Below are 24,751 nucleotides of genomic sequence, written 5' to 3' on the forward strand. Positions count from 1 at the left end.
AAAACGCCGCTCATTGAGCGGCGTTTTTGTCTGCACTGAAAATCAGGACACGGCTTCTGGACATTGTTGCGGCGGATTCCTGCTCCTGCCCTGTTGTTGCCGGGCGAGCAGTGCCTGTACGTCAGCGACGGCATCCAGAACCCGCTGCGCCCAATGTTCATCCTCCGGGTGCACGACCACAACGCGAAAACCGTGATCATGGCCTTCCGAGCGCACACCTTCGGAGTCATCGACATGCAAGTCGATATCGAAGGCCGGGGGGAATTTCGACGGACCGTTTGCCAACCCGTTTGTCACCAATGCCTGGTTATGCACCACACTGTTGACCACCCCGTCGACGCGGATGCCATACAACAACAGCCAGCGCCTGATATAGGCCGGGGTCCGACCGGACGACGTGTAAACCCAGATACTGCAGCCCTGACGCCGCAACTCGCGGGTCAATGAGCGCGTACCGCATCGCAGTGGCTCACCGAACCAACGATGCAAGCAGGCCGGCAACCAGCTCTGCTCGACGGCACAGTGATGCAGCTGGCAGGCCAGCGTGTCATCGATATCGAACGAAACCCGTATGCGCTGGCGAGCGAATACGCTGATGGGGATAGCACCGAGCATGGCTTGCCAAACGCGGCTGACGGAAGCCTGGTACCTGGCGGAAATGGGTTGCCCGCTCATCAATCTCCCCCTTGCAAGACGGGCGAGGTCTTGTCTTTGAGTAAAAAATTCATCGACTCAGGCGCCTGACCTTCGAGGAAGGCCGCATACTTTTTCTTGATTTTGGGCAATTCATACAACGCCTTTACCCCATGTTTGGCGGAGTTGCGGATGACCGAGGACGGATTGAAGTACCCCCCGGCATTTTCCAGCGTCAGCACGAATGGAGGTAATCCCGCGCGCATGAGCAAATAGCTGACGATGAGTGAGCCACTGCGGTTATTACCCTCGATAAACAACTGCGGTTTGCTGAGGATTCGAACATAAACGCCAGCCGCTCGCTTCCAGACTGACTCGCTGCGATACGCGCAATACCAGTTGAACAGGTCCTTTATCCCCCCCTCAACGTTGTTGAAGAAGTGCTCTTCGGTCGCCGCCAGGTGTTGAGCGTACTCCAGCCGGCGAACCGGGTCCCGGCCACAGAGGACGGTAGCGTTGATCTCCAGCATCAGGTTCAGTTGCTGAAGGTCGAACAGGTCGACACCGCGAGCGACATAGTCGTCAATCAGCGCATAGCCTTCAAGCACATTGTGCAGCACTTCGTCAGTGAAGGGATCGCGAGGCTCGGTAAAGTGCCTGCTGAGTTCGGAGAAACGGCCCTGAACCTCTCGCAATACCCGTTCAATCGCGGGCAAATCAAGACGACGCGTTGCAGACATTGGCAATCCTGAGAACGGTAGATAAAAGGGTCAAACGGCCGGATGCCAGTACCGCACCCTTGTCCATGGCCGCTTGCCGTCTTGACTGGATAATTGCTGCTTAGCTGAACTTGCCGCTGATGTAGTCTTCGGTCATTTGTTCACGCGGCTTATCGAATATCTGGGTTGTCGGCCCCATCTCGACCAGATAGCCGGTGCGCGTCCCCTGGGAAATATCAACCGAGAAAAAAGCGGTCGTGTCAGCGACGCGGATGGCCTGCTGCATATTGTGAGTCACCAGGGCGATGGTGTAATCCTTCTTCAACTCGATCATCAACTCCTCAACCCGCCGGGTCGCGATCGGGTCAAGTGCCGAGCACGGCTCGTCCAGCAACAGCACTTCCGGTTCGGTCGCAATGGCACGGGCGATGCAAAGCCGTTGCTGCTGACCACCGGAGAGGGACAGGCCGCTGACCTTGAGCTTGTCCTTGACCTCATCCCACAGCGCGGCACCCTGCAAGGCATGCTTCACGCGGTCGCCCAGATCGCCCTTGTAGCGATTGAGGCGCAGGCCGAATGCAACGTTGTCGAAAATGCTCATCGAGAACGGATTCGGCTGCTGAAACACCATGCCGATATAACGACGCACGACCACTGGATCAACGCCCTTTCCATAAACGTCTTGTCCGAGGAAATGCACGTGCCCTTCGAAGCGAAATCCCTTCACCAGATCGTTCATCCGGTTGAGGCTGCGCAGCACGGTGCTCTTGCCGCAACCCGATGGACCGATGAAACCGGTGATCTTGTTTTTTTCGATCGGAACATGGCTGTCACGCACGGCCAGGAAGTTACCGTAGAAAATCTTGTCCAGCTTGCAGTCCATGACCACTGGCGCCTGAGTGACAAACGGAGCCGCGACTTGCAGATTTGATGCGTTCAAGGTTCAGATGCTCCGTTCTCAGTACTTGGGCTTGCCGAAAATACGGCTGACAATATTGACGACCAGTACGATCATCACCAGCACCAGCGAGGCCGCCCATGCCAGTTCGAGTTGGTTGTCGAAGGGCATGCCGGAAAAGTTGTAAATCAGCACGGCGAGCGAGGCCGTCGGATTCATGACCGCCAGGCTGCCATCGTGGTAGATCCAGTAGTTGCTGAACAACGCCGTGAACAACAAAGGGGCGGTTTCGCCCGCAGCGCGGGCCACGGCCAGCATGACCCCGGTGAGGATCGCCGGCATGCCGGTCGGCAAGACGATTTTCCAGATGACCTGTGAACGGGTGCAGCCCATGCCGTAGGCGGCATCTTTCATGATCTTGGGCACCATCCGCATCGACTCTTCAGCCGTCAGCACGACGATCGGCAACATCAGCACGGCCAGTGCCACGCCACCGGCCGGCGCCGAGTAAGTACCAGTGGTCATCACGACCAGCGCGTAGGCGAACACCCCGGCCAGAATGGAGGGCAGCCCCGTGAGCATCTTGGCGGCAAAGCGCGCGGCGTTTGCCAGCTTGCTGTCAGGGCCCAGTTCCGCCAGAAAGATGGCCGCCATGATGCCGACCGGCACCGCGATCGCCGCTGCGATACCGACCATGACGAAAGTGCCGGCCATCGCGTTGCCGAAGCCACCACCCGTCTCGAAACCGGTGGGCGGAAGTTCGGTGAAGACCTCCAGATTCAGACGTGCGCCGCCGCGAGTGATCAGCATGTAGAGCACGGAGATCAATGGCACGCTGGCCAATAGCGCACCACCCCAGACCAGCATGGTCAACACCAGGCTGCGCAGCGCGCGACCTTCAAACTTGCGCTGCAGGCTAGGAAATGCAGCCTCAGAGGACGTGATGTCAGTCATTATTTAGTACCACGTTGGGCATAGACCATGATCATGGAACCGATGATGTTCACCAGTAGCGTGATGAACATCAGGACCAATGCGGCGTACATCAACACTTCAATCTCATTCGGCCCTGCCTCGGGGAAATTCAACGCCAGCAAGGCCGCCAGCGTATTGGCCGGGGCAAAGAGAGAAAGGGAGATGTTGTTTGCGTTGCCTACCAGCATGGCCAGCGCCATGGTTTCACCTAACGCGCGGCCCAGCCCCAAGACGAGGGAACCAAAGATGCCGGTGGCGGCAGATGGCACCATCACCTTGAGAATGGCCTCCCAATGGGTGGTGCCCATGCCGTAGGCCGCCTGCTTGGTTTTCATCGGTACGCCGGTGAGGGCGTCCTGCGACACGGCAGCAATGGTCGGCAGAATCATGATTGCCAGCACCAGCGCCGCCGGCAGCAGTCCAGGTCCGCTCAACGACGTGCCAAAAAAAGGTATCCAGCTGAGTTCGCTGTTCAGCCACTCCGCCAGCGGCCGAATTGCCGGAATCACCACGTAGATCCCCCAGAGACCATAAACGACGCTGGGGATGGCTGCCAGCAACTCGACGATGGTACGGAAGACGGCAGCGAGCTTGGCGGGCAGGAAATCCTGGGTCAGAAAAATCGCCATGCTGACACCGAAAAAACCGGCGATCAGCAGCGCAATGAAAGCACTGTAGAGCGTCCCCCAAATGGCCGGCAGAATGCCGTATTTGCCCTGATTGACATCCCAGACGGACCCCAAAAGCACATCCAGGCCGTGCTTCTCAATGCCGGGTATGGCCTTGCGCCCTACTTCGAATATCAGCGCAAAGACCAGCGCCAGAATCAGCACCACGCCTATTTGCGCTAGCGCACGGAAGACGCGGTCGACCAGAAAGTCCTTTGCGGACGGTGGTTGGCACGCAGAAGCCGGATTAACCGGTACGACAAAAGGTGTGTTCATTGGCTAATTCCGGAATGAAGGGAAACTCTCCCGGCGCTGAAAGCAGGCGCCGAGAGAGGCCTCACGAGCGCTTACTGGATGTTGGCAGACGCTTTGCGAACCTGATCGACGACCGACTGTGGCAAAGGTATATAACCCATCGAGTCGGCGATTTTCTGCCCTTCGGTCAAGCTGTACTCGACCATCTCGCGCATGGCTTTGGCCTTGGCCGGGTTACCGTTGTCCTTGCGAAAGATCATCCAGGTGTAGGAAGTGATCGGGTAAGACTTGGCGCCGTCCGGATCTGGCAGCCAGGCCACCAGGCTCTCGGGCATTTTTACCGCAGCGAGTGCCTCGGCGCCGCTTTCCGCGTTCGGTACCACGTACTGACCGGCCTTGTTCTGCAACTGCGCGAAGTCAACCTTGGCAAGTTTGGCAAAGCCGTATTCGATGTAACCGATGGCACCCGGCGTCTGGCGTACGGTGGCTGTCACACCGTCATTCTTGGGCGATTTGATGAATTTGTCGCTGGCCGGCCAGTTGACGGTGTTGCCCTCACCCAGCGCCTGCTTGAATTCCGGATTGATGGCCGCCAGGTGCTTGGTGAACACCGCAGTGGTACCGCTGGAGTCCGCTCGCACAACAACCGTGATCGGTGTATCGGCCAGTTTCAACTCGGGGTTGGCTGCGGCGATCTGCGGGTCGTTCCAGCGCGTGATCTTGCCCAGGAAGATGTTGGAGTAGACGTCGCGTGGCAATTTGAGCCCTTTAGGATTGCCCGGCAGGTTATAAGCCAGCACGATTTCACCCGCCGTCATTGGCAGCAACTGCACGCCCTCGCCCACCTTGGCAATGTCTTCGTCTTTCATCGCAGAGTCACTGGCGGCGAAATCAACGGTTTTATTCAAAAAGTCCTGTACACCCGCACCGCTGCCCTTGGATTGGTAATCCACAGTGACACCCGCCGACTTTTTGCTGAAATCCTTGAACCAGGTGAGGTAGATCGGTGCCGGAAAACTGGCTCCGGAGCCTGTCAACCGGACGTTTTCCGCCGCGAAGGACATTGAGGTAGCCAACAGAGATGCAGTCACAACGAACGCAGCAGACTTGATCAATCGTTTCATCAAGGAAACTCCTTATAGGGGCTCCTTAACTCTGCAGCAATCTCGTTAAGTTTTTATGAACGTTGGATGGCAGGACCCCGCCTCAATCGTTTTGACCCCTTGCTACCCTTACTCATCGTACCCCCTCCTCGCACATACCTATTGCGCAGTAGTACCGACGCACATGACTTTCCAGGACTCTCAAGGCAATGGGTGTCCATCCAGGCGACAGTGGATCTGAATTTTTACTCGCCCGCTGCGGCGGCAGGCGCGTGAGAATTCGCTGGCCGTCGCCATGAGTCCGAATCCCATCGCCTGCGTTATCTCAGTCAGGCAAAGCCCTGCCTGTTCCGCCTTTGTCGTTCGCGGGATTTGGCAATCGAATCTTCTTGCGCGCGGGTTGTCCTTATTCCCGGATTGCGTGCCGCCATTCGCCAAGCGCCACTTTCCAACGCTACTTTGCCTCCACCGCCATGGCTCCAAAATGGAAATGGCGTTAGCATTTCAACCATCCGGCTTAACAAGCCTGTTTTTTCAGATCAGGGTCGCATAGTGGAAAAGCTAAAACGCCTTCAAAGCGGAATCGAAGGGCTCGACGCGCTGCTTCAGGGTGGCCTGGTCGCGGGTGCTTCGTACATCGTTCAGGGCCGCCCCGGTTCCGGCAAGACCATCCTCGCCAATCAGCTCGGCTTCAATCATGCCCGCAATGGCGGTCGCGTTCTGGTCGCCACGTTGCTGGCCGAGTCCCACGACCGACTGTTTCAGTTTCTGTCGACCATGAGTTTTTTCGACGCATCCCGAGTGGGCGCTGAAATACAGTTTGTCAGCGCTTTCGATACGCTGGAAAACGAAGGCCTCGATGAAGTGGTGAAACTGCTGCGGCGCGAAATCAGCCGGCAGAAAGCGACGGTCATGGTCGTCGACGGTTTGCTCAACGCCCGCTCCAAGGCCGACTCACCGATCGACACGAAAAAATTCATCTCCGAACTGCAAGGCCATGCGGCATTCGCCGGTTGCACCGTGCTGTTTCTCACCAGCTCGCGCCTGGACGACGGCAGCCCGGAACACACGATGGTCGACGGCGTCATCGAAATGGGCGAAGAGCTGTTCGGCACGCGATCGGTGCGCCGCATTCACCTGCGCAAGACCCGCGGCAGCGGCGCTTTGACCGGTGTTCACGAGTGTGAAATCACCGAAAAAGGCTTGGTGGTCTATCCGCGCCTGGAAAGTCTGTACAAACGCCCTTCCGCCCCCGACAGCGCAGACATGACACGCATTCCCAGCGGCATCGCTTCGCTGGATGACATTCTCGGTGGCGGCTTGCACAGCTCCAGCGTCACGCTCGTCATGGGACCTTCCGGGATCGGCAAAACCACGCTGGGGCTGAAGTTTCTCGCGCAGTCGACGGCCGAAGCGCCGGGCCTGCATTTCGGCTTCTATGAGAGCCCGCAACGGCTGCGACTCAAAGGCCGTTCGCTGGGCATCAATATTGAAGAAATGGAACACAGCGGTGCACTGAGCATTGCCTGGCAGCCGACCACCGAGGGCTTGCTCGACGCCCTCGGTGCGCGCCTGCTGAGCCTGGTCGATGCAAAAGGTATCAAGCGCCTGTTCATCGACAGCCTCAGCGGCATGACTCGGGTTTCAACCACACCGGAACGCATCACCGATTTTTTCAGTGCTCTGATGAACGAGCTGCGATCCCGAGGCGTCACGGTCTTTGCCTCCTGGGAAATGCGCGATCTGTTTGGCTCCGAGGTCAGCGCACCGAATTCCGACCTGTCCAGTATTGCCGACAACCTGATTCTCATGCGTTTCTTTGAAAATCACGCTGAACTTCGCAGGACGCTTTCCATTCTCAAGATACGTGATAGCTCCTACAACCCTTCGCGGTTCGAGGTAGTCATCCGTGATCAAGATGTGTTCCTGGAAAAGGCTTTGAGAAATGAACCTTCCGTCTCATCCGAGTCATTGCCTGGTTCAATATCGTAAGTCTTCGAGCGGGTTGAAATAACATGACCACCATCCTGGTAGTCGACGACGAGTATCTGATTGCTGACATTCTTGGCTTTGCGCTGGAGGATGAAGGCTTCATGACGGTGACGGCCAGCAATGGCAAGAAAGCGCTCGAAGTGCTCGAGAGAGAACGGCCAGCACTGATCATCACGGACTTCATGATGCCGGTCATGGACGGCCTCGAATTCGCCGAAGCCGTGCGTGCCCAGCCTTGCGTCAAACACCTGCCGATCATTCTCATGAGTGGCGCGCAGGCGCACATTGGCATGCAGCGCTCGGATCTGTTTGACGTGGTGCTGCCCAAGCCTTTCGACATTGAAGTGATTGTGGCTGAGGTGAAGAAGCTGTTGGCCTCCTCATAGATACTCAACGACAAAGGCAATTTCGGCATTTGCATCGCCCGGCTTCATTTGCGCATTGGAAGGTTCAATGCGCACGAAGCGCGCTTGCAAGTTTATAAATTCATTCCCGCCTTGCTCTGTGGGCGCTTTCCTTATGTACTTCTGATTCAGCTTGAGCTGCGTTCTGTCACCGAAGCGCAACTGCAATGCCAACCCTTTTGCAGTGGAATTACTGTTCAGTTTTACCACGCCCGTATTGGCGTCCCACACAGGGCTGCCCGCAGTGGGCGAAAAGGCGAACCTGAAGTTATTGATTCCAGGAGGACAGTTTTTCAAACCAAGGTAGAAGAGATGATCCTTGCCATAGGCACCGTTCTGGAAAAAATCGCTCAGGGTATAGCTACCCATATCCACTTTTACATCGGGGGTTTCGCAAGACTGTGAGACGATCCGCGTGCCGGTTACATTCATTGCCAAAGGCTCGATCTCACCAGCGACAAACTTCCCCAGTTGGCCTGAGTTTATCGTCGTACCACCGGTTAGATTTGCCGTCTTTATAAGCCGCAACATGTGCTGGCTGCCGTTCCATCCCCAATTGCCAGCGACGTCACTATCCCCAGGAAAGCCTTTCCATACTTTGCCCGATGGCGGTCGAATCCATTGCCAGCCGATCCCGGTATTTCCAAGAGGAAAAGTCTGCGCGCCTGCATTGGTGACGCCCCTGGAATTGCGCACACCTTCATTGTGTACCGCAGAGCACTTGAACGAACTGGGGATACTTCCCATGGTCACGATCGGGCTTTCATAGATAACCGAGCCAATGGGTGTATCCCGCGGCACCGAGATCGTGGCCGGAAGGGTAATATAGAGATTGCCCATGGTATGGTTGGGATAAAACTCGCAAACTGCCGCCATTGCATTTAAGGGCAGCAAATACAAGAATCCAACAATTAAAATATGGAGAAACTTCATAACACTCTCTCTGTAGCTGCCTTGCTAGCAAACAACTGAATAGTGGGACGAGTGCGCGAATATTTTCGACAGAAAACTACCGCAATCGGAGCAGGACGATAATAAAAAATATGCTCTAACGCAAAACCTTTAATTATTCAAGAACAAGACAATTCTCATGGCTTTATATGAACGATTGAATAAGAAGCTCTATTTAATAATTCGGTATGGCGCGCCGTGTGGGCATCGATTTTAAGACTCGTCTTAAAGGCACAACGAAACTCGGCCATTACACTGGCCGCTCTTGATAGGAGAAACGATTCCGTGAGAGCCCTCGATACCCTCAATAGTCCAAAACCCCAGAGCAACGCCGCCATCTACTGCCTGACGATTCTGGCACTGGCGCTGATCGCCATGACTGTGGTCGCCGGTTACCAGCTCAATGAACTGTTTCCACTGAAGGCTGTGGTGCAACAACAGGAGGTCCAACTCACCCATCGCGCCGATGCTATCCAGTCAATGAGCGCAGAACTCAAGCGCCTGGCAGAACAGAAGCAAGCCCTGGAAACCGATCTGCTTAACGCGAAGGAACAAGTGAAGGCTGCCGAGACGGCAAAGACCGAACTGGAAAACACTCAACGCGCGACGCAAACCAGCACCGCGCTAGAGGATGAAGATTCTCTGTGCGCGATCATCGAGCAAAATATCCGCCTCGTAGCGGATCAGCTCAGTCGCGACGACTTCTTTCGCTTGCGTGATGAGCGCGAAGCTGAAGCCGAAGCGGTGCTTGAGAGCTATGAAAAACAACTCGCCACCTGCATTGAACAACTGACGGCACAAACCGCATCGCCAGCTCAGAATTCTGCACCCGATGTGCAAGACTTCACTTCACCGTTCAAGCACTGATAAAAAAAGCCCTGGCAACCAGGGCTTTACGCTCACAGTCAGAGCTTGAATTCCTTGGTCAATTTGTTCAGCGACGCCGCTAACTGCGAGAGCTCCGCCGATGCAACTGCCGTCTGTTTAGAGCCTTCTGCGGTTTCGCAAGACAGGTCGCGAATGCTGATCAGGCTTCGATCCACTTCGCGCGCAACCTGAGCCTGCTCTTCGGCAGCGGTCGCCATCAGCAGGTTTCGTTCATTGATAAGATTCAGAGAGCCAGTGATGTCGGTCAGCACTTCGCCGGCGATATTGGCCATCTTGAGTGTTCTTTCGGCCTGAGAGCGGGTGTGGCTCATGGAAGAAACCGCCCGACTGGTGCCCGACTGAATGGAGCTGACCATGGACTCGATGTCCTCGGTCGATTTCTGCGTACGCTGGGCCAGCCCTCTCACCTCATCAGCAACCACGGCAAAGCCACGGCCCGCCTCCCCCGCCCGCGCTGCTTCGATGGCCGCGTTCAAAGCGAGCAGATTGGTTTGTTCGGCGACTTCGCGGATCACGTCCAGCACGCTGCTGATATCGCTCGCCATCGTAGAAAGCGCCTGCACTTCTGCCGAAGTGCTATGCACGCTGGAAACCATCAGATTGATTGCCGCAACCGTTTCGCTGACCCGGGTTTTACCGGCGATGGCTGCGGCGCTTGATTCCGACGTCAGTTGCGAGGTCGATGCGGCGTTGTCCGCAACCTGTTCCACCGCTGCACTCATTTGCGTCACGGCCGTGGCGGCCATTTCGATTTCATGGCTCTGACGCTGAGTGATACGCGAGATATCTTCGGTGACGCCGTGCATGACTTCCGAGGTTTCGGCCAACTGCGTGGACGAGTCACGGATCATGATCAGGGCATCACGCAAACTGGTTTGCATCGCCGCCAGTGACGACAGCATCTGCGCCGCCTCATCGGAACCATCCAGCGCGATGGTTTCGCTCAAATCGTTGGCGGCGATGCATTCCGCAACCCTTAGCGAGCCTGCAATCGGCACCGTCAGGCTGCGGGTGTACAACACTGCCAAGGCCAAGGAAGCACCGATGGCAATGACAATGAACACACTGACGATCAACAGCGTGTGTTCGTAAACATTGTCGGCCTGCTTGCCCGCTTCATAAGCTTCAATTTCGTTGAGAGCAATCAGCTTCTTGAGCGCGACCTGCACGCCGTCCGAGGCGGCACGCATCTGATTCTTTGACAGCGCAATAGCCGCTTCAAGCTGCCCTTTTGCCACGGTTTCAAGGTATTGGTCCTGCGCCTGATCATTGACTTGTTGTGCTTTGGCGAACGCCTCGAAGGCCTCACGCCCGGCGTCAGTTGCCAGCAGATCAATGAGTGCGCGCTGATGTTTTTTGATGAGCTGACGCGACTGTTGAATGTCCATCAAGGCCTGAGCCTTACGCTCAGGTGTTTCGATAGGGTTGCGCAGGCGGGCGTTATTGCCCTTGATTTCGATGAGTTCACGATCCAGTTGTCCGAGTAGCTTGATACTCGGCACGATGGTCGTCTCGACATAGGTCTCCGCCTTATTGAGCAAGTCGACTTGCTGCAAGGCGATCAATCCGATCGCGATAATCATGAGACAGAACAAGCCAAAACACAGCGCCGAACGCGGCGCGAGATTGAGTTTACGAAGCAGCATGATGCCTTACCTTAGAGTGTATTCAAGACAATGGGGCAAACGAGCGGGCAGCAAAGCAGGCGCTGAGCAATAGCACCTCAAAGCACAAGCGGATGACCGCGCGAAGGCGCAACAGCTAGCGGTTTGCGCCCGAAGAAAGCGTGGAGTCGGATGAGGCCGGCTCCGCCAGCTCCTTGAGCGTCGGGTCGGCCAGCATCAGAAAATCCGCCAATCGCGGCAGATCGATTTTCGAGACCAGACGCATCCAGCGTTGCGGATGCGGATTGAAGACGGTCTTCGACCACTGATGATCATCACTGGGGTTGAAAATCAGCAGGTGACGAATCAACGGGTTTTCCCCAAAAAAATCGAGCGGATCCATCGCCATCTCGTTGAGCAACTCAGCATTGACGACGACCAGGCTGAGCCGTTGGGGGCAGTAATACGTCAGTACTCTCAGGTCACGATAAGTACAGACGTTCACTACGCTGAGACAGCCCAGCTTGTTGAACTGTTGTTCAATCGACAGACCTCTACGCACGTCGTTATCGGCGATCAGGATCCGCAAGGATCGACTTCGGTTATTTTCAAGAAACATCGGACACCTTTGGCAGCTCCATTCTTCCTTTCAAGAAAATAACCAAAGGGCCAACCTGGCCGATATGAGACTTGTCTCAAAATGACCGCAGGGATCGCTGAGCGAAAACCACACCTTGATGACAAGCCCGCGCTAGCGAGGCCCGGCCTGGTTCAAAGTCTTTGGAGGGAGGGATTTTGCAACGGTGGCGAGCGGCGCAATGCCAGAAGCGCGGGACGGTCGTATACGAACCAGACAATTCTCATTATTAACGCCCCTTTTTGTCAGTAACCTTGAAACAAGGGGCGCAAACTCATTCTTTCTCAGCCCATCAAGGCAGCGTCAGCGTCACGACGTAATTGCCAGTCGTTATCTGATGGCCCTTGTTGTCCGTGAGCAGCAAACGCTGGTCGTAATATTTTTCCTGCTCGTGGGTATCGGCAATCATCTTCACGAACACTTGCTGGCGCGGCTCACCCCGCCCTGCCGCACTGACGTTGGTCACCGAGAACATCTGACCAGTGCTCGCCTGCGGACAATCAAGCAGCTCGACAGAAGCAGAAGCACGGCTGGCGCCACTCGCCATGCAACTTGTCTCGACGATCTGTCCGCTGAAGCGAATCACTCCGCTGACAGGCGCAGACTGGGCCGCGCTGACGGTGTCAAAACTCAGCAGGCAGAGACAGGCAATCAATAAAGGACGTCGAATGATCATCGCGAAACTCCATGGTTATTAACCAAGGTATCGCCCGTTGCAAAATGATCTTTAACGTCCCCCTTCAATGCAAGGCCAGTCAGCAGAGCCCTGCGCCAATACGGTTACAGCTCGACCCGTTTGATTTTCTTGATCAGATCAGCCTGTGCATGCTCCAGCTTCAACGCGCTGCGATTGATATCCAGTGGATCGATGACCGGCGCTTCGCACTCGGCCTCAAGGTCGTTACACGCCTCGATGACCTGATGCTCGGCGACAATGCGCGCCGCGCCCTTGATCCGATGTGCCAGGTCAGCCAACAACCCGGGATCGCTTTCGGGTATCAGCGAATGCAGCTCCTCCAGATCCTTCTCACAACTCGACAGCGCCTCGCGCAGCAGTTCTTTCATCATGTCGAGATCGCCTCCGGTGAGCTCGGTCAGACGCTCGCGAATCGACCCCAACTCCTTGATACCCACCGCAGGCGGGCTTTCAACTGGCTCGGTTTCGACGTCCTTTTCCCAGCCGGCAAGCAGGGTCGACAAGGTGCTGAGGCTGATCGGTTTGAACAGACAGTCGTCCATCCCCGCCTCTCGGCATTTCACTTTTTCTTCCGGCTGCGCGTTGGCTGTGAAGCCCAGCACGATACACGGCGCTCCACCACTGTCGCGTTCGTCCAGGCGAATAGTGCGGGCCAGTTCGTAGCCGTTCATGACCGGCATGTTGCAGTCCGTGATCACAATGTCGAACGGCTCCGAACGCCACAATGCCAATGCCTGCGCTCCATCGGCAGCATCACGCACCGCCTGGCCAAGAAAGCTGAGCTGCTGCGTCAGCAGCAGACGGTTGGCGCTCTGGTCATCCACTACCAGAATCCGCAGCGTCGGCACTGGCTTGTCCTGGACAACCGAAACAGGCAGCACCTTGCCGCCGAGCGGACTGAGGATATTGAAGAACAGCGACACTTCCAGGCAGGTGCCTTTGCCCAGCGTACTGGTGATGTTCAGTCGCCCGCCCATCAACTCGCACAACGAACGTGAAATCGCCAATCCCAGACCGGTGCCGCCCCGGTTCGAGGGGCCGTGATTGGCTTGCGAAAACGGCTGGAACAGGTTCTGCAGATCAGCGCTGGAAATGCCGATGCCGGTATCCTCGACTTTGAGATCGACCTGCAAACGTTCGTCAGCAAGGCGTTGGCCGCGAATCGAGACGCTGACATGCCCGGTATCGGTAAACTTGATGGCATTGCCGACCAGATTCGAGAGCACCTGCTGGAATCGCATCGGATCAACCAGTACGTCACAGCCGACAGTGGCGTCGATATCGAGCTTCAATACCAGACTCTTCTGCCTGGCCAAGCCGTCGAACACCCGCGCCACGGACTCTACAAGTTCGCGCAGGTTGGCACGTTTGGGCGAAAGACTGACATGCCCAGACTCGATGCGAACCACATCGAGGATATCGCCGATCAGCTCCAGCAGGCCTTTCGCCGAGTCGTAGGCGACTTCAATCGCCGGTCGATCAAAGTGGCCCTGCTCGGCACGCTTGAGGGTGAGTTCGAGCATGCCGATCACGGCGCTCATCGGCGTACGGATCTCGTGGCTCATGGTCGCGAGGAACGTGGTTTTGGCGCGGCTTGACTCATCGGCCAGCTCTTTCGCCGAACGCAACTCCTCGATCAGTTCGCGGCGTTCGCTGATGTCGATCCAGCCGCAGATCACGCCTCTGACTTCCCCCGTCGTGTCGTGATAAGGCTGGATCCAGTGATAAATGATCAGCCGCGTATCACCGACATGCAGTGTGCGATCCACCTCGTAAGGTTCGTCCCGCTCGATGACGCGCAAATAGTCATCGTGAAATTGCAACGCTTCCTGGCGATTGCGCTTGCCGCTTTCGAGCACGGTCTTGCCGATCACGTCTTTTTCCAAAAGGCCAAACGTCTGCAGATAATTGTTATTGCAGGTGACAAGCCGACCTTCCCGATCGCGTACGTAAATGGGATGCGGCGTGCCGTTGATCAGCGCCCCCATGAACTTCAGCTGATCGCCGAGCAAGCGCTCTGCCCGACTGCGCTCGCGGATCTGCCGGCGAATATAGAAATTCCACGCCAGCGATCCGAGGATAATCAAGAAGGCACCAGCGCTGATTTGATAGATCAACACCTTGTAATCGCGCCACGACAGTCCCGAGAACGCGGCAATGGGACGCCAACGGTTGAGGATCACGTCCAGCTCGTCGGGTGGAATGCTCAGCAGAGCCTTGTTCAGAATGCTGACCAGTTCGGTATCGGCGCGTCGGGCGGCGAAGGCGAGGAAACCTTTGTTCATGCCGACGATGTTGGAGATGCGCAAACTGTCGCTGTAGATGTGAGCGATGTAATAGCGCGCACTGTGCAGCGTGGTAATCATCGCGTCTGCTCGCCCATCCTTCACGTCAGCCAGAGCGCCGAGCACTGTCTCGTTGTCGACAATTTCAATGTCGGGATAATCCTTGAGCAGCTCACGCTCCGCCGAGCTCTCGGGGACGGCGACGCGCTTGCCGCGTAGCTCCTGCAGGCTTGAAGGCGCGCCAGCGTCCTTGGCGGTGACGATCACAAAAGGACTGGCGAGGAACGGGTGGGTGAAACGCATACCGACTTCACGGGAGACGGTTGGCGTCAGCAACGAGATATCGGCGCTGCCATCCAGCAGGCGTGTGCTCAAGCTGGAAAAGCTGTCGGTGCGCTTCACATCGATCTGCAAACCAGTGCGCCGCTGAATCAGTTCCAGCAGATCGGCGCCGATTCCGCCAAAGTTGCCATCGCCATCAAAGAACGCAAATGGCGCCTGATCGTCATTGATCACGAACCGCGCGACCGGGTGCAGCTCAAGCCAGCGTGCTTCGCCGGGTGTCAGATCAATACGTTTGGAGGTCAGTGCCCCGCCGCCACCGGACCAGCGTTTGGTGATTTCGGCTATCTTGCCCTCTCCCATCGACTCGATGACCGAGTCGATCAGACGCAGCAATTGATCATTACCTCGGCGCAGGGCAAAGCTGAAACCGTTGGTTTGCGTTTTGACGAAAGAGTGCAGGCGCACATAGTTGAAGTAGTTGAGGTTGATCAGATAGTTGCTGGACACCGTGTCGCCCAGAAACAGATCGACTTTGCCAAAGGCCAGCGCAGCCAGTGCCAACTCGTTCGATGGGAAAAGTACGAACTCGGCGTTGGGATACAAGCCATGCAGCTGACTGGATGGCAGGTAATCGTCGGCAACCGCAATACGCAAACCGGCCAGATTGGCCGGCATCGGTCGCCGATCATCGCCGCGCATGAACATTGCCGGCACGTCTTCGACATAAGGCTTGCTGAGCGTAACGAGGCCGTCGATCAACTCGAAACTGTTGGAGCTGCCCAACATGTCGATGTCGCCACGTTCAAGCGCCGCCATGGCATCGCGACGGTCGGGATATGCCTTGACGGTAACTTCGACATGCAGGGCCTGACCGATAATGCAGGCGATGTCGGCGGCAATCCCCTCATAACGCGTACCGCTGGCGGTCATGACATAGGGCGGGAAATCCGGAAGCGCCGATCCCAATACGAGGCTGCGTTTCTGCCGGAGCCAACTCCAGTCTTCATTGCTCAGATCGACCTGCACCTCCTTGCAGTCTGATCGACCGAACACCTGCAGAGTGCGCGGCTCTGCTGCCCACAACGACCCGCTACCGAATACGAAAAGCACACTGACGAGCAAAACACCGCGCAACAGATGAAACATAAGCGAGTTATCCCTGGTTGTCGGCTGTCAGGCTGTGCTGCAACTTGAACAGCTCTGCATCACCACGAATGCCAAGCTTTTTGAAAGCGGCCTGTTTTTGCCCACTGATGGTTTTGCGACTGCGCGAGAACTTCAAAGCGATCTGCGTCACCCCCATGCCCTCGAGACAGCAGCGCAAGACTTCTTTCTCCTTCGGCGACAGCAAAGGATTGCTCAGAAAATCGTCGCTGTGCACCGCGCCGTCATCATTGGCACCAGCAGGCTCATCGACCGACGCAGGCAGCACATCAAGCTCGAAGGCCATTGCCGGCGACAGGTACAACTGGCCGGACGCTGCGCAGCGGATGCCCGTGATCAGGTCATCGACTGGCTGGGACTTGCCGAAGAATCCACTGACGCCCGCTCCGATCGCCATGTTCACCACCGCCGGGCGCTCTTCAGAGGATGAGACGAGGATGCGCATGTCTGGATATTGCTTGCGCAGCAGGCGAATCAGATTAAGCCCGTCCAGCTCGCCATCGTGCAGCTTGTAGTCGAGTATCAGCAGGTCGATGTCGACCTCGCGCAATCCAGCGAGCAACTGCGCGCTGCTCCCGTACACACCCACGACACTGAACTCGGCTTCGCGCGTCAACCGCGACTTCATCGCCAGACGTATGAGCGAGTGATCATCAAGGATGGCAACGCGTAACGGATTCACGACTGACCAATGCATGAGCAGCTCCATGATGAGGAGGGTTGAAGGATCATCAGCACTTGGCAACCGCAGCCGATCCCGGGCATCACCGAAGCTTTCAGGTGCATCTGATTGATTTCTCGGCACATGATGATTGTTTTAAAGACACGACGAAATAGGGCTTTGTCCCAAAAGTCAGACCGCGAGCGCGCATCAAAGGTCGGACGTACCTATTGCGCGGCGCCAGGACGACTTTTGACCCTCGAAGCGCCAATCGACCAGGTGCGCCCAATTCATGGGTCGAGCATAGAAGAAGCCCTGCCCCCACTGGCAACCGAGTCGAGCCAGGTGATGAACCTGGTCTGCGGTTTCAATACCTTCTGCGACCACACGCATGTCCAGCTCGCGCGCCAGGGCCAAGGCACCGTGGATGACCGCACTGTAGCGAGCCTGCTGGAAATTCTGCACGAAGCCGGCGTCGAGTTTGATTTCGTTGAACGGCATCTGACACAGTCGCTCCAGCGAAGAATAGCCGACACCGAAATCATCGATCGCCAGGCTGAAGCCGAGCATGCGCAGACGCACCATGTTTTCCATGCTGATCTCGGGCATCTGCAGCAGGCCGGTTTCCGTCAGCTCGAATATGAGCCCGGCTGGCGAGGCGCCGTGAATGCGCAACAGTGCCTTGATTCGATCGACAAGGTTCGGGTTGGCCATCTGCGTGACGTCGAGATTGAAGGCGAGCTTGAACGGCTTGCCGTGGGACTGCACAAAACGCTGCAGACTCAGTCCTTGCGTGAGCAGGCTGAAAAACATTTCGTCGAGCAGCCCGCAACGCTCGATCGTGGGCAGGAACATACCCGGTGAAAGTAACCCGCGACTGGGGCTTTGCCAGCGCACCAGCACCTCGGCGCCATCCACCTCACCACTGCGCAGATGAAACTTGGGCTGGAAGTACGCGCGAAATTCCTGCCGGCGTATCGCTTCGAGCACTTCGTTCTCCGTAGGCTGATCGAGATGACTTTCCGCCAGTTTGGCATCGACCTGGCTGTGCGGCCGATAGCGAGCCAGCAATGGCGCCAGTACATCGACCATCAAGGGCTTGGCGACACTGCCGAGTAATTCCAGGCCCTGCAACGTGACAATTCGATCGACCGTGCGCAACAAGTCTTCAGGCAATGAACTGCAGATGATCACTGCGCGAATCAATCCGGCCTCTCTCGCCAGGCGCAAAAAGGTCAAACCATCCATCCCGGCCATGCTCAAGTCACACAACGCAACGTCCACGCCCCCTGCCTGGGAGATCACAGCCAGCGCATCCTTGCCGTCAGCCGCCTGAAAGATATTTTTGTAACCCAGACTATTAAGCGCGCTGACCGCAGCCGTGCGCTGGAAGGCGTGATCTTCCAATACCAATATACGAAGCGTGTTCACAAACCGGGAACCTCTTTCTATCAGCCATTAATAGCAAAAACGTCTGGATTATCTTTCAAGCAGAAAGACCGTTCACAAACTTTGCATTGACTGAGAATTTCTGCATCCGCGCATACTAACCAGACAGAGCCCGTGCGACTTTGAGAATTGTCTCATTTAGTCCGCCATACAATTGAATGAAATTATAAGCATGCACTTCCGATATTGCTGAATAACTCGCACTTGCCACGCTTTAAGACAAATCTCAAAGACCCATCGCTATCACCGACCTAAGATGACCAGGCATTTCAAATGCAGCATTTCACAATAACTTCGGATATAAACATGAAAAAGTTCGCTTTCGCAGTACTCACTCTTTCCGTACTGGCTGCCTCCACTGGTGCACTGGCTGAAGAAGCCGCTAAAGCCGTCAAGGGCGGCAGCGGTCAGATCAGCTTCACCGGCGTCATCAACAACGATGCGTGCTCGGTAGATGGCGCTTCGGGTAACGACAAGATGATCGCCGTGGACATGGGCAGCGTATCGATCAAAGACATGGGCACCGATTCTGCCCCGGGTGCTGGTCGCGTGGCTGCCAACGATTTCAACCTGAAAGTGAACTGCAACGCCGGCACCAAGGTGTCGATGCTGTTCAAACCAACCGTCAACGGCGGTTCGGGCCTGGTTGATGGCAAGAAAGTTCTCAAGCTGCAGGGTACTGATGCGGCCAAAGGCGTAGGTATCGCGTTGCTGGACAGCAACGGCCAGTTGATCGACCTGAGCTCCGAAGCCACTGCCAAAGTACAGACCAGCCTGACTGGCGACGGCACCACTGGCGGCGACGGCACCCTGTCCTTCGCAGCCGCTTACGTCACCACCGGCGACAAGACCACCGCTACTGCAGGTACCGGTAACGCCACTCTGCCGTTCGTTCTCGAATACGAATAAGCAGCGCGTAATACCTGGACGGGGCCGCTGTGCCTCGTCCTTCCCGACCAGATCAATCGGTGAAAACTATGTTAAGTCGCTATTTTCCGCTGTGTCTGGGGCTTGCCGGGTTGTTGATGACGCACTCGGCATTCGCCAGCATATCCTTGAGTTCCACCCGGATCATTTTCGATGGCGCGCACAAAGAGGCAAACGTCACCGTGCGCAACGGCGGGCAAACCATCCTGGCGCAATCGTGGCTGGATGCCGGCGACACCGCTGGCAGCGCGCCGCCATTTGCGGTGACTCCACCGCTGGCCCGACTCGAACCCAATCAACAGCAACTGTTGAGGATTCTCTATGAGGGCCGGGGCATGCCTGCAGACAAAGAGTCGGTGGTGTGGCTGAACGTGCAGGAAATCCCTCAGGCCAGTGCTGCCGATGTCAACACCCTGCAACTGGCGGTGCGTCAGCGCATCAAGGTTTTTTTTCGCCCGAACGGACTGGCCGGTGACGCCGCGCAAGCGCCGGTGCAACTTGTATGGCAATTGGTCACGCAAGCTGGCAAGTCGGTACTGAAAGTAAAAAACCAGAGTAATTACCATGTGTCGCTGGCCGACCTGAAAGTCGCTGCAGGAAAAAAAGCAGAGTTGGTGATTGATTCGACAATGATCGTTCCGGGCGAAGTTCGTTCCTTCAACTTGAAAGAGTTGCCACCTGGCTCTCCGCGTCTGACGTTTTCAGCCATTAACGATTACGGCGCACAACAACGATTCGATGCACCACTCAGCGCTACCGAAAGTCATGCCGAGCGCGTGAAAGATGCATCCGCCCAGTAACTTCCCCGCCCCACCCCGCCAATTCACAAGCTATTTACGAGTTCCGGACTCCGGTTGAAGCAACACGGACTGATAAGGCAAATTGCATGTTTTCCTCCCAACACCACACATCTGCAAGTTGTGTAAAGCATCACGTTGCGCGCCATAAAAACAAAACGGCGTTGGGCTGCCTGCATCCATTGTGCTTTGCCATCAATATGGCCATTTGTGGATTCGCCATGGGTGCCGAAGCCCCCGCCGCGGTAGCGGGTGAAGCTTTCAATACCTTGTTTCTTGAAGGTTCATCGGCGGTCGATCTGCAACCCTTGTTGAATGCCAACAGCGTTCTGCCGGGCCGATATCGCGTTGACGTGTTCAGCAACGGCACGCTGGTCGGTCGTCGCGACGTTGATTTCGCTGCCAACCCGCTCAACGGCAAAGTCGAGCCACGTATCACCCTGGAATTGTTACAGCAGTTGGGCGTAGACATGCGCAAACTGCGTGAGCAAGGCCTGGTTGACGAGCAACGGCCGGCCGATCACTACGATCTTGCGTCGATGATCGAGCAAGCCAGTATCAGTTTTGACGCCAACCGCCTGCGCCTCAATATCAGCGTGCCGCAGGTCGCGATGGCGCGCGGCATGCGCGGCTATGTTGACCCAGAACTTTGGGACGATGGCGTGGCCGCCGGGTTCATCAACTATCAGTTGAGCAGCTCCCGCAGCAAAACCGATTACTCGACGCAAATCTCAAATAACCTGGGTCTGCGCAACGGCATCAACTTCGGTGCCTGGCGTTTGCGCAACGAGTCCAATCTGAGCAGTGCCACCGGCCGGCCCAACCGGTTTGTCAGCAACCGCACGTTCATCCAGCGCGACCTCACGGCGATCAAGGGGCAACTGAGCGCGGGTGAAATCTTTTCCGACTCAGACCTGTTCGACAGCGTGCGCTATCAAGGCGTCAAGGTGGCCTCTGATGAGGGCATGCGCGCAGACAGCGAGCGCGGCTATGCGCCGATCATTCGTGGCGTGGCTGAAACCAATGCGAAGATCGAGGTCCGCCAGGATAACTACATTCTTTACACCACCAACGTGCCGCCGGGGCCGTTCGAGATCAGTGATATCTATCCATCGGGTTCCAATGGCGATCTGGAGATCACCATTGTCGAGGCGGATGGTCGGCGCAAGGTCACCCGGCAGGCGTTCTCCGCCCTGCCGACGATGGTGCGTGAGGGTCAATTGAAGTACAGCCTGTCGAGCGGCAAATTCAACAACAACAGCGAGGGCTACGACAAGCCGGCCTTCCTGGGCGGTACTTTCGCCTACGGTTTGACCAGCAACCTGACAGGCATTGCCGGCATTCAGGCCAGCAATGGTTTCAAGGCGCTTTCCGTCGGTGCGGCGAAGAACACTTCGATTGGCGCGATGTCGCTGGACCTCACACAATCGTCCAGCAAGGCATTCGGTAAGACGACCCAGGGCAGCAGCGTACGCGCGCTCTATGCAAAGACCTTCACGGGCACCGATACCAGCTTCACCCTCGCCGCCTATCGTTATTCGACCGAGGGTTACCGCACGCTGACCGACCACGTTCAGGACACCAGCACCGGCGCTACGCGGCGCGCAGGTAACGCCAAAACCCGTACCGACCTCACGATCAACCAGACCCTGGGTGAAGCGCGCCAGTACGGCTCGCTGTACTTGAATGCCAGTGATCAGCGCTATTGGGATCGCGGCGGCTCGCGCAGCTTCTCCGCCGGTTACAACAACAATTGGCGCGACCTGAACTACAACATCAGCTTGAGTAAAACCGAGGAATTCGGCACACGCGGCGACACCACTCACGACACCCAATTGAGCGTTTCGATTTCATTCCCGCTCGGATCGACACCTCGCGCACCTCGCGCCTATATTTCCAGCAATCATCAGAATACCGGCACCAGTACGCAAGCCGGGATCAATGGTTATCTGACTGAAGACAGTGACACCTACTATTCCGTACAGACCGGGCGCAGTGTGCAAGGTGATCGCTCTGGCTCGCTCAGCCTGAGTACCCGCACAGCGATGGGTGATCTGGGATTGGGCTACAGCCGGGGCAGCGGTTATGAATCACAGAACCTGAGCGCGGCCGGATCGATCGTGGCCCACGCGGGGGGAATCAACATGGGCCAGACCGTCGGCGAAACATTCGCCCTGGTGGCAGTGCCTGGCATGTCAGGGGTAGAAGTCAGCAGCTACTCCGGCGTAAAAACCGGCCTCAACGGCTATGCCGTCGTTCCAAATGCACAGCCCTATCGCGTGAACTGGGTGACGTTGGATACACGCAATCTCGGCGGTGAAATCGAGTTGGACAACGCCACTCAACAACTCGTACCGAGACGAGGTTCAGTCGTGCTCGCGCGCTTCGAGGGCAGCAAAGGTCGACGGATCCAGTTCGAACTCTACGATGCCGAGGGCAAACCCCTCCCATTCGGAGCCGTACTGATGGACGCCGATGGTAAACAACTGGCGCTTTCCGACCCCACCGGCAAGGCGTTAGCGCTTGTTACCAAAGATCAAGGCATCATCACAATCAAGTGGCAGGGCAAGAGTTGCCCCGCCCCTTACAAGCTGCCAGAAAGGCTAAAGGATTTGAACTATGAGCATTACAGGCTTTCTTGCTCAACCAGCGTAGACACATCGAAATAACACGTTCAATTCGTCAGTCTTAAACGACAAGGCTCTGATTTATTCAGAGCCTTGTCGTTTCTGGAGCTCCCTGTTACGACCAAAAACCCTTGTGCGGCTCAGCCGCCTCGCCCTCCAGCATCGGACCCAACACACTGACCTTGCGCTGCCCCTTGGCGAACACCTCGCGGCATGGCAGCGAGAACGTCGGGTTCTCCGGATGGTCACCGGTCAATCCCAGCAACGCATGCTCCGACAAGGCGTAAACCACCCGCCCGATGCCCGTCCAATACACAGCGCCGGCACACATGCAGCAAGGTTCGGCGCTGGTGTACAGCGTGCACAGTTCCAGCTCTTGCGGTGACAGCAGTTTTGCCGCTGCGGCGGCCGCCACCAACTCGGCGTGCTGCGTCGGATCGCCTTCGGGCGGCATCGAGTTATTCCCCGCTTCGACAATCACCTTGCCGTTGCGATCGGCGACCAATGCCGCGAACGGATGGCGACCGCGTTGCTTCGATGCCTCGGACAAGGCGATGGTCTGGCGCAGCAACGTCAGATCAAGCTCGCTGACGCCGGCCGGGATGAGCTGAGTGAATTGATTCATGGGTAACTCCTGGGCAGTGGAAAACAAACTGTCAGTCGGCCAGTTCAGCGCCGATGGTTTCAGTGGATTTTTTATCGTTGTTGAGCAGGATGTTGAGGACGATGGCGGTGATCGCACCGAGGAAAATCCCGCTGTCGAGCACCAGTTTCAGGGTCGGGCCGACGTGCTCGAACAGCGCCGGAAAGGACATTGGCAGCACGCCGACGCTCACCGATACGGCGACGATGATGCCGTTGCGAGTGCCCTCGAATTGCACCCGTGACAGTTCCTGAATCCCCGCCACCGTGGTCATGCCGAACATCACGATCGCGCAGCCACCGAGCACTGGCGTCGGCACTGCGGCGATCAACGCGCCGAGTTTCGGGAACAAGCCCATCAGCACCATGATTGCCCCGGCCGCGGCCACGACGAAGCGGCTTTTCACGTTCGAAAGCGCGATCAAACCGGTGTTTTGAGTGAAAGCGTTGTAGGGAAAACTGTTGAACAAGCCACCCAGCATGGTCGACAAACCGTCGGCGCGAAACGCGTTGCCGAGGGTCTGTTGCGTGGTGGCTTTGCCGGTCAGTTTGCCGATCGCCAGGCAGTTGCCGGTGGTCTCGGCCATGATCACCAGCATCGCCAGGGTCATGATCAGAATCGGCACCGGCGCGAATTCCGGCGCGCCGAACGCCATCGGCGCACTCAGCTCAAACCACGCCGCTTCGCTGACCCGACCGAAGTGAGTCATGCCGCAAGCCGCTGCGATCAGGCTGCCGACGAACAGGCCAATCAGCACGCTGAGGTTGCCAATGAAACCCTTGAATTTGGCGTAGATCAGCAACGTCACGCTGACCGTGGCCAGGCCCAGCAACAAGTTCGCGGGATTGCCGAAGTCCGCCGAGTCGGGATTGCCACCGCCCAGCCAGATCGCCGCTGCCGGCATCAGCGAGATGCCGATAATGGTGATCAGACTGCCAATCACCACCGGCGGAAAAAACCGCAGCAAGCGGCTGAACACCGGTGCCAGAGCAATGGTGATAAAGCCTGCCGCGATCACCGCACCGAAAATCTGACTGAGGCCGAATTCCTTGCCGATCATGATCATCGGCGCCAGGGCTATGAACGAGCAGCCCTGAATCAGCGGCAGCCGCGCGCCGAACTTCCAGAAGCCAAGGGTTTGAATCAACGTCGCCACACCCGAGGTCAACAGGTTGGCGTTTATCAGTAAAACGATCTGCGCCGAGGTCAGCCCCATCGCACTGCCGAGAATCAGCGGCACTGCCACCGCTCCCGCGTACATCACCAGCACATGCTGCAAGCCAAACGTGAACAACTGTCGCAGTGGCAAAACCTCGTCCACCGGATGAATGCGTTGTGTAGTCATTTCACACGCTCCTGAAGGTGCGGCATCTGTTGAGATCGCGGGCATGCTCAGGGGCGCTTGAAGGTCAGATCCGCCCCGGAGATCGTTTGACGCGAGGCCATAGTTGAACGTTTATTACGATGAAACAAATTAGCAACCATCGTT

At 56.9% G+C, this 24,751-nt stretch carries 21 protein-coding genes; 6 read left to right on the top strand and 15 right to left on the bottom strand.

The window, feature by feature from the left end; translation table 11 throughout:
- Positions 1–42: 42 nt before the first annotated feature.
- From CLU80_RS28690 to pstS, 6 genes are all read right to left on the bottom strand, one after another.
- Positions 43–675, bottom strand: coding sequence for a hypothetical protein (locus CLU80_RS28690; RefSeq protein WP_502694637.1), 633 nt, complete (start codon positions 673–675; stop codon positions 43–45).
- Entirely contained in the window at positions 675–1,373 is a 699-nt protein-coding gene (locus CLU80_RS28695) for a hypothetical protein (RefSeq protein ID WP_095048981.1), read from the bottom strand. Before CLU80_RS28695 ends, CLU80_RS28690 begins: the two co-directional genes overlap by 1 nt.
- A 100-nt stretch (positions 1,374–1,473) precedes the next feature.
- Positions 1,474–2,235, bottom strand: a complete 762-nt coding sequence (gene pstB, locus CLU80_RS28700; RefSeq protein WP_217827632.1) for a phosphate ABC transporter ATP-binding protein PstB — start codon at positions 2,233–2,235, stop codon at positions 1,474–1,476.
- Between the two features lie 75 nt (positions 2,236–2,310).
- The gene (pstA, locus tag CLU80_RS28705) at positions 2,311–3,204 is read right to left on the bottom strand and encodes a phosphate ABC transporter permease PstA (protein ID WP_093431597.1); all 894 of its coding nucleotides are present in this window, start codon (positions 3,202–3,204) and stop codon (positions 2,311–2,313) included.
- Positions 3,204–4,169 carry a phosphate ABC transporter permease subunit PstC gene (gene pstC, locus CLU80_RS28710; protein ID WP_093431594.1) on the bottom strand — a complete coding sequence of 322 codons (966 nt, stop codon included), beginning with the start codon at positions 4,167–4,169 and terminating at the stop codon, positions 3,204–3,206. Before pstC ends, pstA begins: the two co-directional genes overlap by 1 nt.
- Before the next feature lie 71 nt (positions 4,170–4,240).
- Positions 4,241–5,272 carry a phosphate ABC transporter substrate-binding protein PstS gene (gene pstS, locus CLU80_RS28715; RefSeq protein WP_093431591.1) on the bottom strand — a complete coding sequence of 344 codons (1,032 nt, stop codon included), beginning with the start codon at positions 5,270–5,272 and terminating at the stop codon, positions 4,241–4,243.
- A gap of 531 nt (positions 5,273–5,803) precedes the next feature.
- On the opposite strand from pstS, the gene CLU80_RS28720 reads away from it, so the two are divergent.
- Together CLU80_RS28720 and CLU80_RS28725 are read left to right on the top strand one after the other, a co-directional pair.
- On the top strand, positions 5,804–7,243 hold the full coding sequence (locus CLU80_RS28720) for an ATPase domain-containing protein (RefSeq protein WP_095125984.1): 1,440 nt from the start codon (positions 5,804–5,806) through the stop codon (positions 7,241–7,243).
- Between the two features lie 23 nt (positions 7,244–7,266).
- A complete protein-coding gene (locus tag CLU80_RS28725) occupies positions 7,267–7,629 on the top strand; it encodes a response regulator (RefSeq protein WP_093431585.1) in 363 nt (120 codons plus the stop codon).
- Here the strand turns inward: CLU80_RS28725 and CLU80_RS28730 are convergent.
- Positions 7,624–8,580: a fimbrial protein gene (locus CLU80_RS28730; protein WP_099759155.1), complete on the bottom strand. Its 957-nt coding sequence runs from the start codon at positions 8,578–8,580 to the stop codon at positions 7,624–7,626. The genes CLU80_RS28725 and CLU80_RS28730 overlap by 6 nt on opposite strands.
- A gap of 303 nt (positions 8,581–8,883) precedes the next feature.
- Here CLU80_RS28730 and CLU80_RS28735 point away from each other — a divergent pair, with 303 nt between their 5' ends.
- Positions 8,884–9,465 (top strand): hypothetical protein, encoded by a 582-nt coding sequence (locus tag CLU80_RS28735; RefSeq protein WP_099759156.1) that lies wholly within the window; start codon positions 8,884–8,886, stop codon positions 9,463–9,465.
- Between the two features lie 38 nt (positions 9,466–9,503).
- Here the strand turns inward: CLU80_RS28735 and CLU80_RS28740 are convergent, their stop codons facing one another.
- From CLU80_RS28740 to CLU80_RS28765, 6 genes are all read right to left on the bottom strand, one after another.
- Entirely contained in the window at positions 9,504–11,132 is a 1,629-nt protein-coding gene (locus CLU80_RS28740) for a methyl-accepting chemotaxis protein (protein ID WP_099759157.1), read from the bottom strand.
- Positions 11,133–11,247: 115 nt separating this feature from the next.
- On the bottom strand, positions 11,248–11,709 hold the full coding sequence (locus CLU80_RS28745; RefSeq protein ID WP_093431574.1) for a hypothetical protein: 462 nt from the start codon (positions 11,707–11,709) through the stop codon (positions 11,248–11,250).
- Positions 11,710–12,019: 310 nt separating this feature from the next.
- Positions 12,020–12,403: a hypothetical protein gene (locus CLU80_RS28750; protein ID WP_093431571.1), complete on the bottom strand. Its 384-nt coding sequence runs from the start codon at positions 12,401–12,403 to the stop codon at positions 12,020–12,022.
- Between the two features lie 104 nt (positions 12,404–12,507).
- Positions 12,508–16,140, bottom strand: a complete 3,633-nt coding sequence (locus CLU80_RS28755; RefSeq protein ID WP_099759159.1) for a transporter substrate-binding domain-containing protein — start codon at positions 16,138–16,140, stop codon at positions 12,508–12,510.
- Between the two features lie 7 nt (positions 16,141–16,147).
- On the bottom strand, positions 16,148–16,855 hold the full coding sequence (locus CLU80_RS28760) for a response regulator transcription factor (RefSeq protein ID WP_099759160.1): 708 nt from the start codon (positions 16,853–16,855) through the stop codon (positions 16,148–16,150).
- 174 nt (positions 16,856–17,029) lie between these two features.
- Positions 17,030–18,250: an EAL domain-containing response regulator gene (locus CLU80_RS28765; protein WP_099759161.1), complete on the bottom strand. Its 1,221-nt coding sequence runs from the start codon at positions 18,248–18,250 to the stop codon at positions 17,030–17,032.
- A gap of 324 nt (positions 18,251–18,574) precedes the next feature.
- On the opposite strand from CLU80_RS28765, the gene CLU80_RS28770 reads away from it, so the two are divergent.
- The 3 genes from CLU80_RS28770 (at position 18,575) to CLU80_RS28780 (ending at position 22,661) form a co-directional block, all read left to right on the top strand.
- A complete protein-coding gene (locus tag CLU80_RS28770) occupies positions 18,575–19,177 on the top strand; it encodes a fimbrial protein (protein ID WP_016986831.1) in 603 nt (200 codons plus the stop codon).
- A gap of 68 nt (positions 19,178–19,245) precedes the next feature.
- Complete coding sequence (locus CLU80_RS28775) at positions 19,246–19,995, top strand: fimbrial biogenesis chaperone (RefSeq protein WP_099759162.1); 750 nt, start codon at positions 19,246–19,248, stop codon at positions 19,993–19,995.
- Positions 19,996–20,192: 197 nt separating this feature from the next.
- Positions 20,193–22,661: a fimbria/pilus outer membrane usher protein gene (locus CLU80_RS28780; RefSeq protein ID WP_502694643.1), complete on the top strand. Its 2,469-nt coding sequence runs from the start codon at positions 20,193–20,195 to the stop codon at positions 22,659–22,661.
- A 73-nt stretch (positions 22,662–22,734) separates the two neighbouring features.
- Here CLU80_RS28780 and CLU80_RS28785 read toward each other — a convergent pair whose 3' ends face one another.
- Positions 22,735–23,244 carry a nucleoside deaminase gene (locus CLU80_RS28785; RefSeq protein ID WP_008077533.1) on the bottom strand — a complete coding sequence of 170 codons (510 nt, stop codon included), beginning with the start codon at positions 23,242–23,244 and terminating at the stop codon, positions 22,735–22,737.
- 31 nt (positions 23,245–23,275) lie between these two features.
- Entirely contained in the window at positions 23,276–24,607 is a 1,332-nt protein-coding gene (locus CLU80_RS28790; protein ID WP_099759164.1) for a nucleobase:cation symporter-2 family protein, read from the bottom strand.
- Positions 24,608–24,751: the final 144 nt, after the last annotated feature.

The organism is Pseudomonas sp. 29 (assembly GCF_002754355.1).
In the GTDB taxonomy this organism is placed as follows: Bacteria; Pseudomonadota; Gammaproteobacteria; order Pseudomonadales; family Pseudomonadaceae; genus Aquipseudomonas; species Aquipseudomonas neuropathica.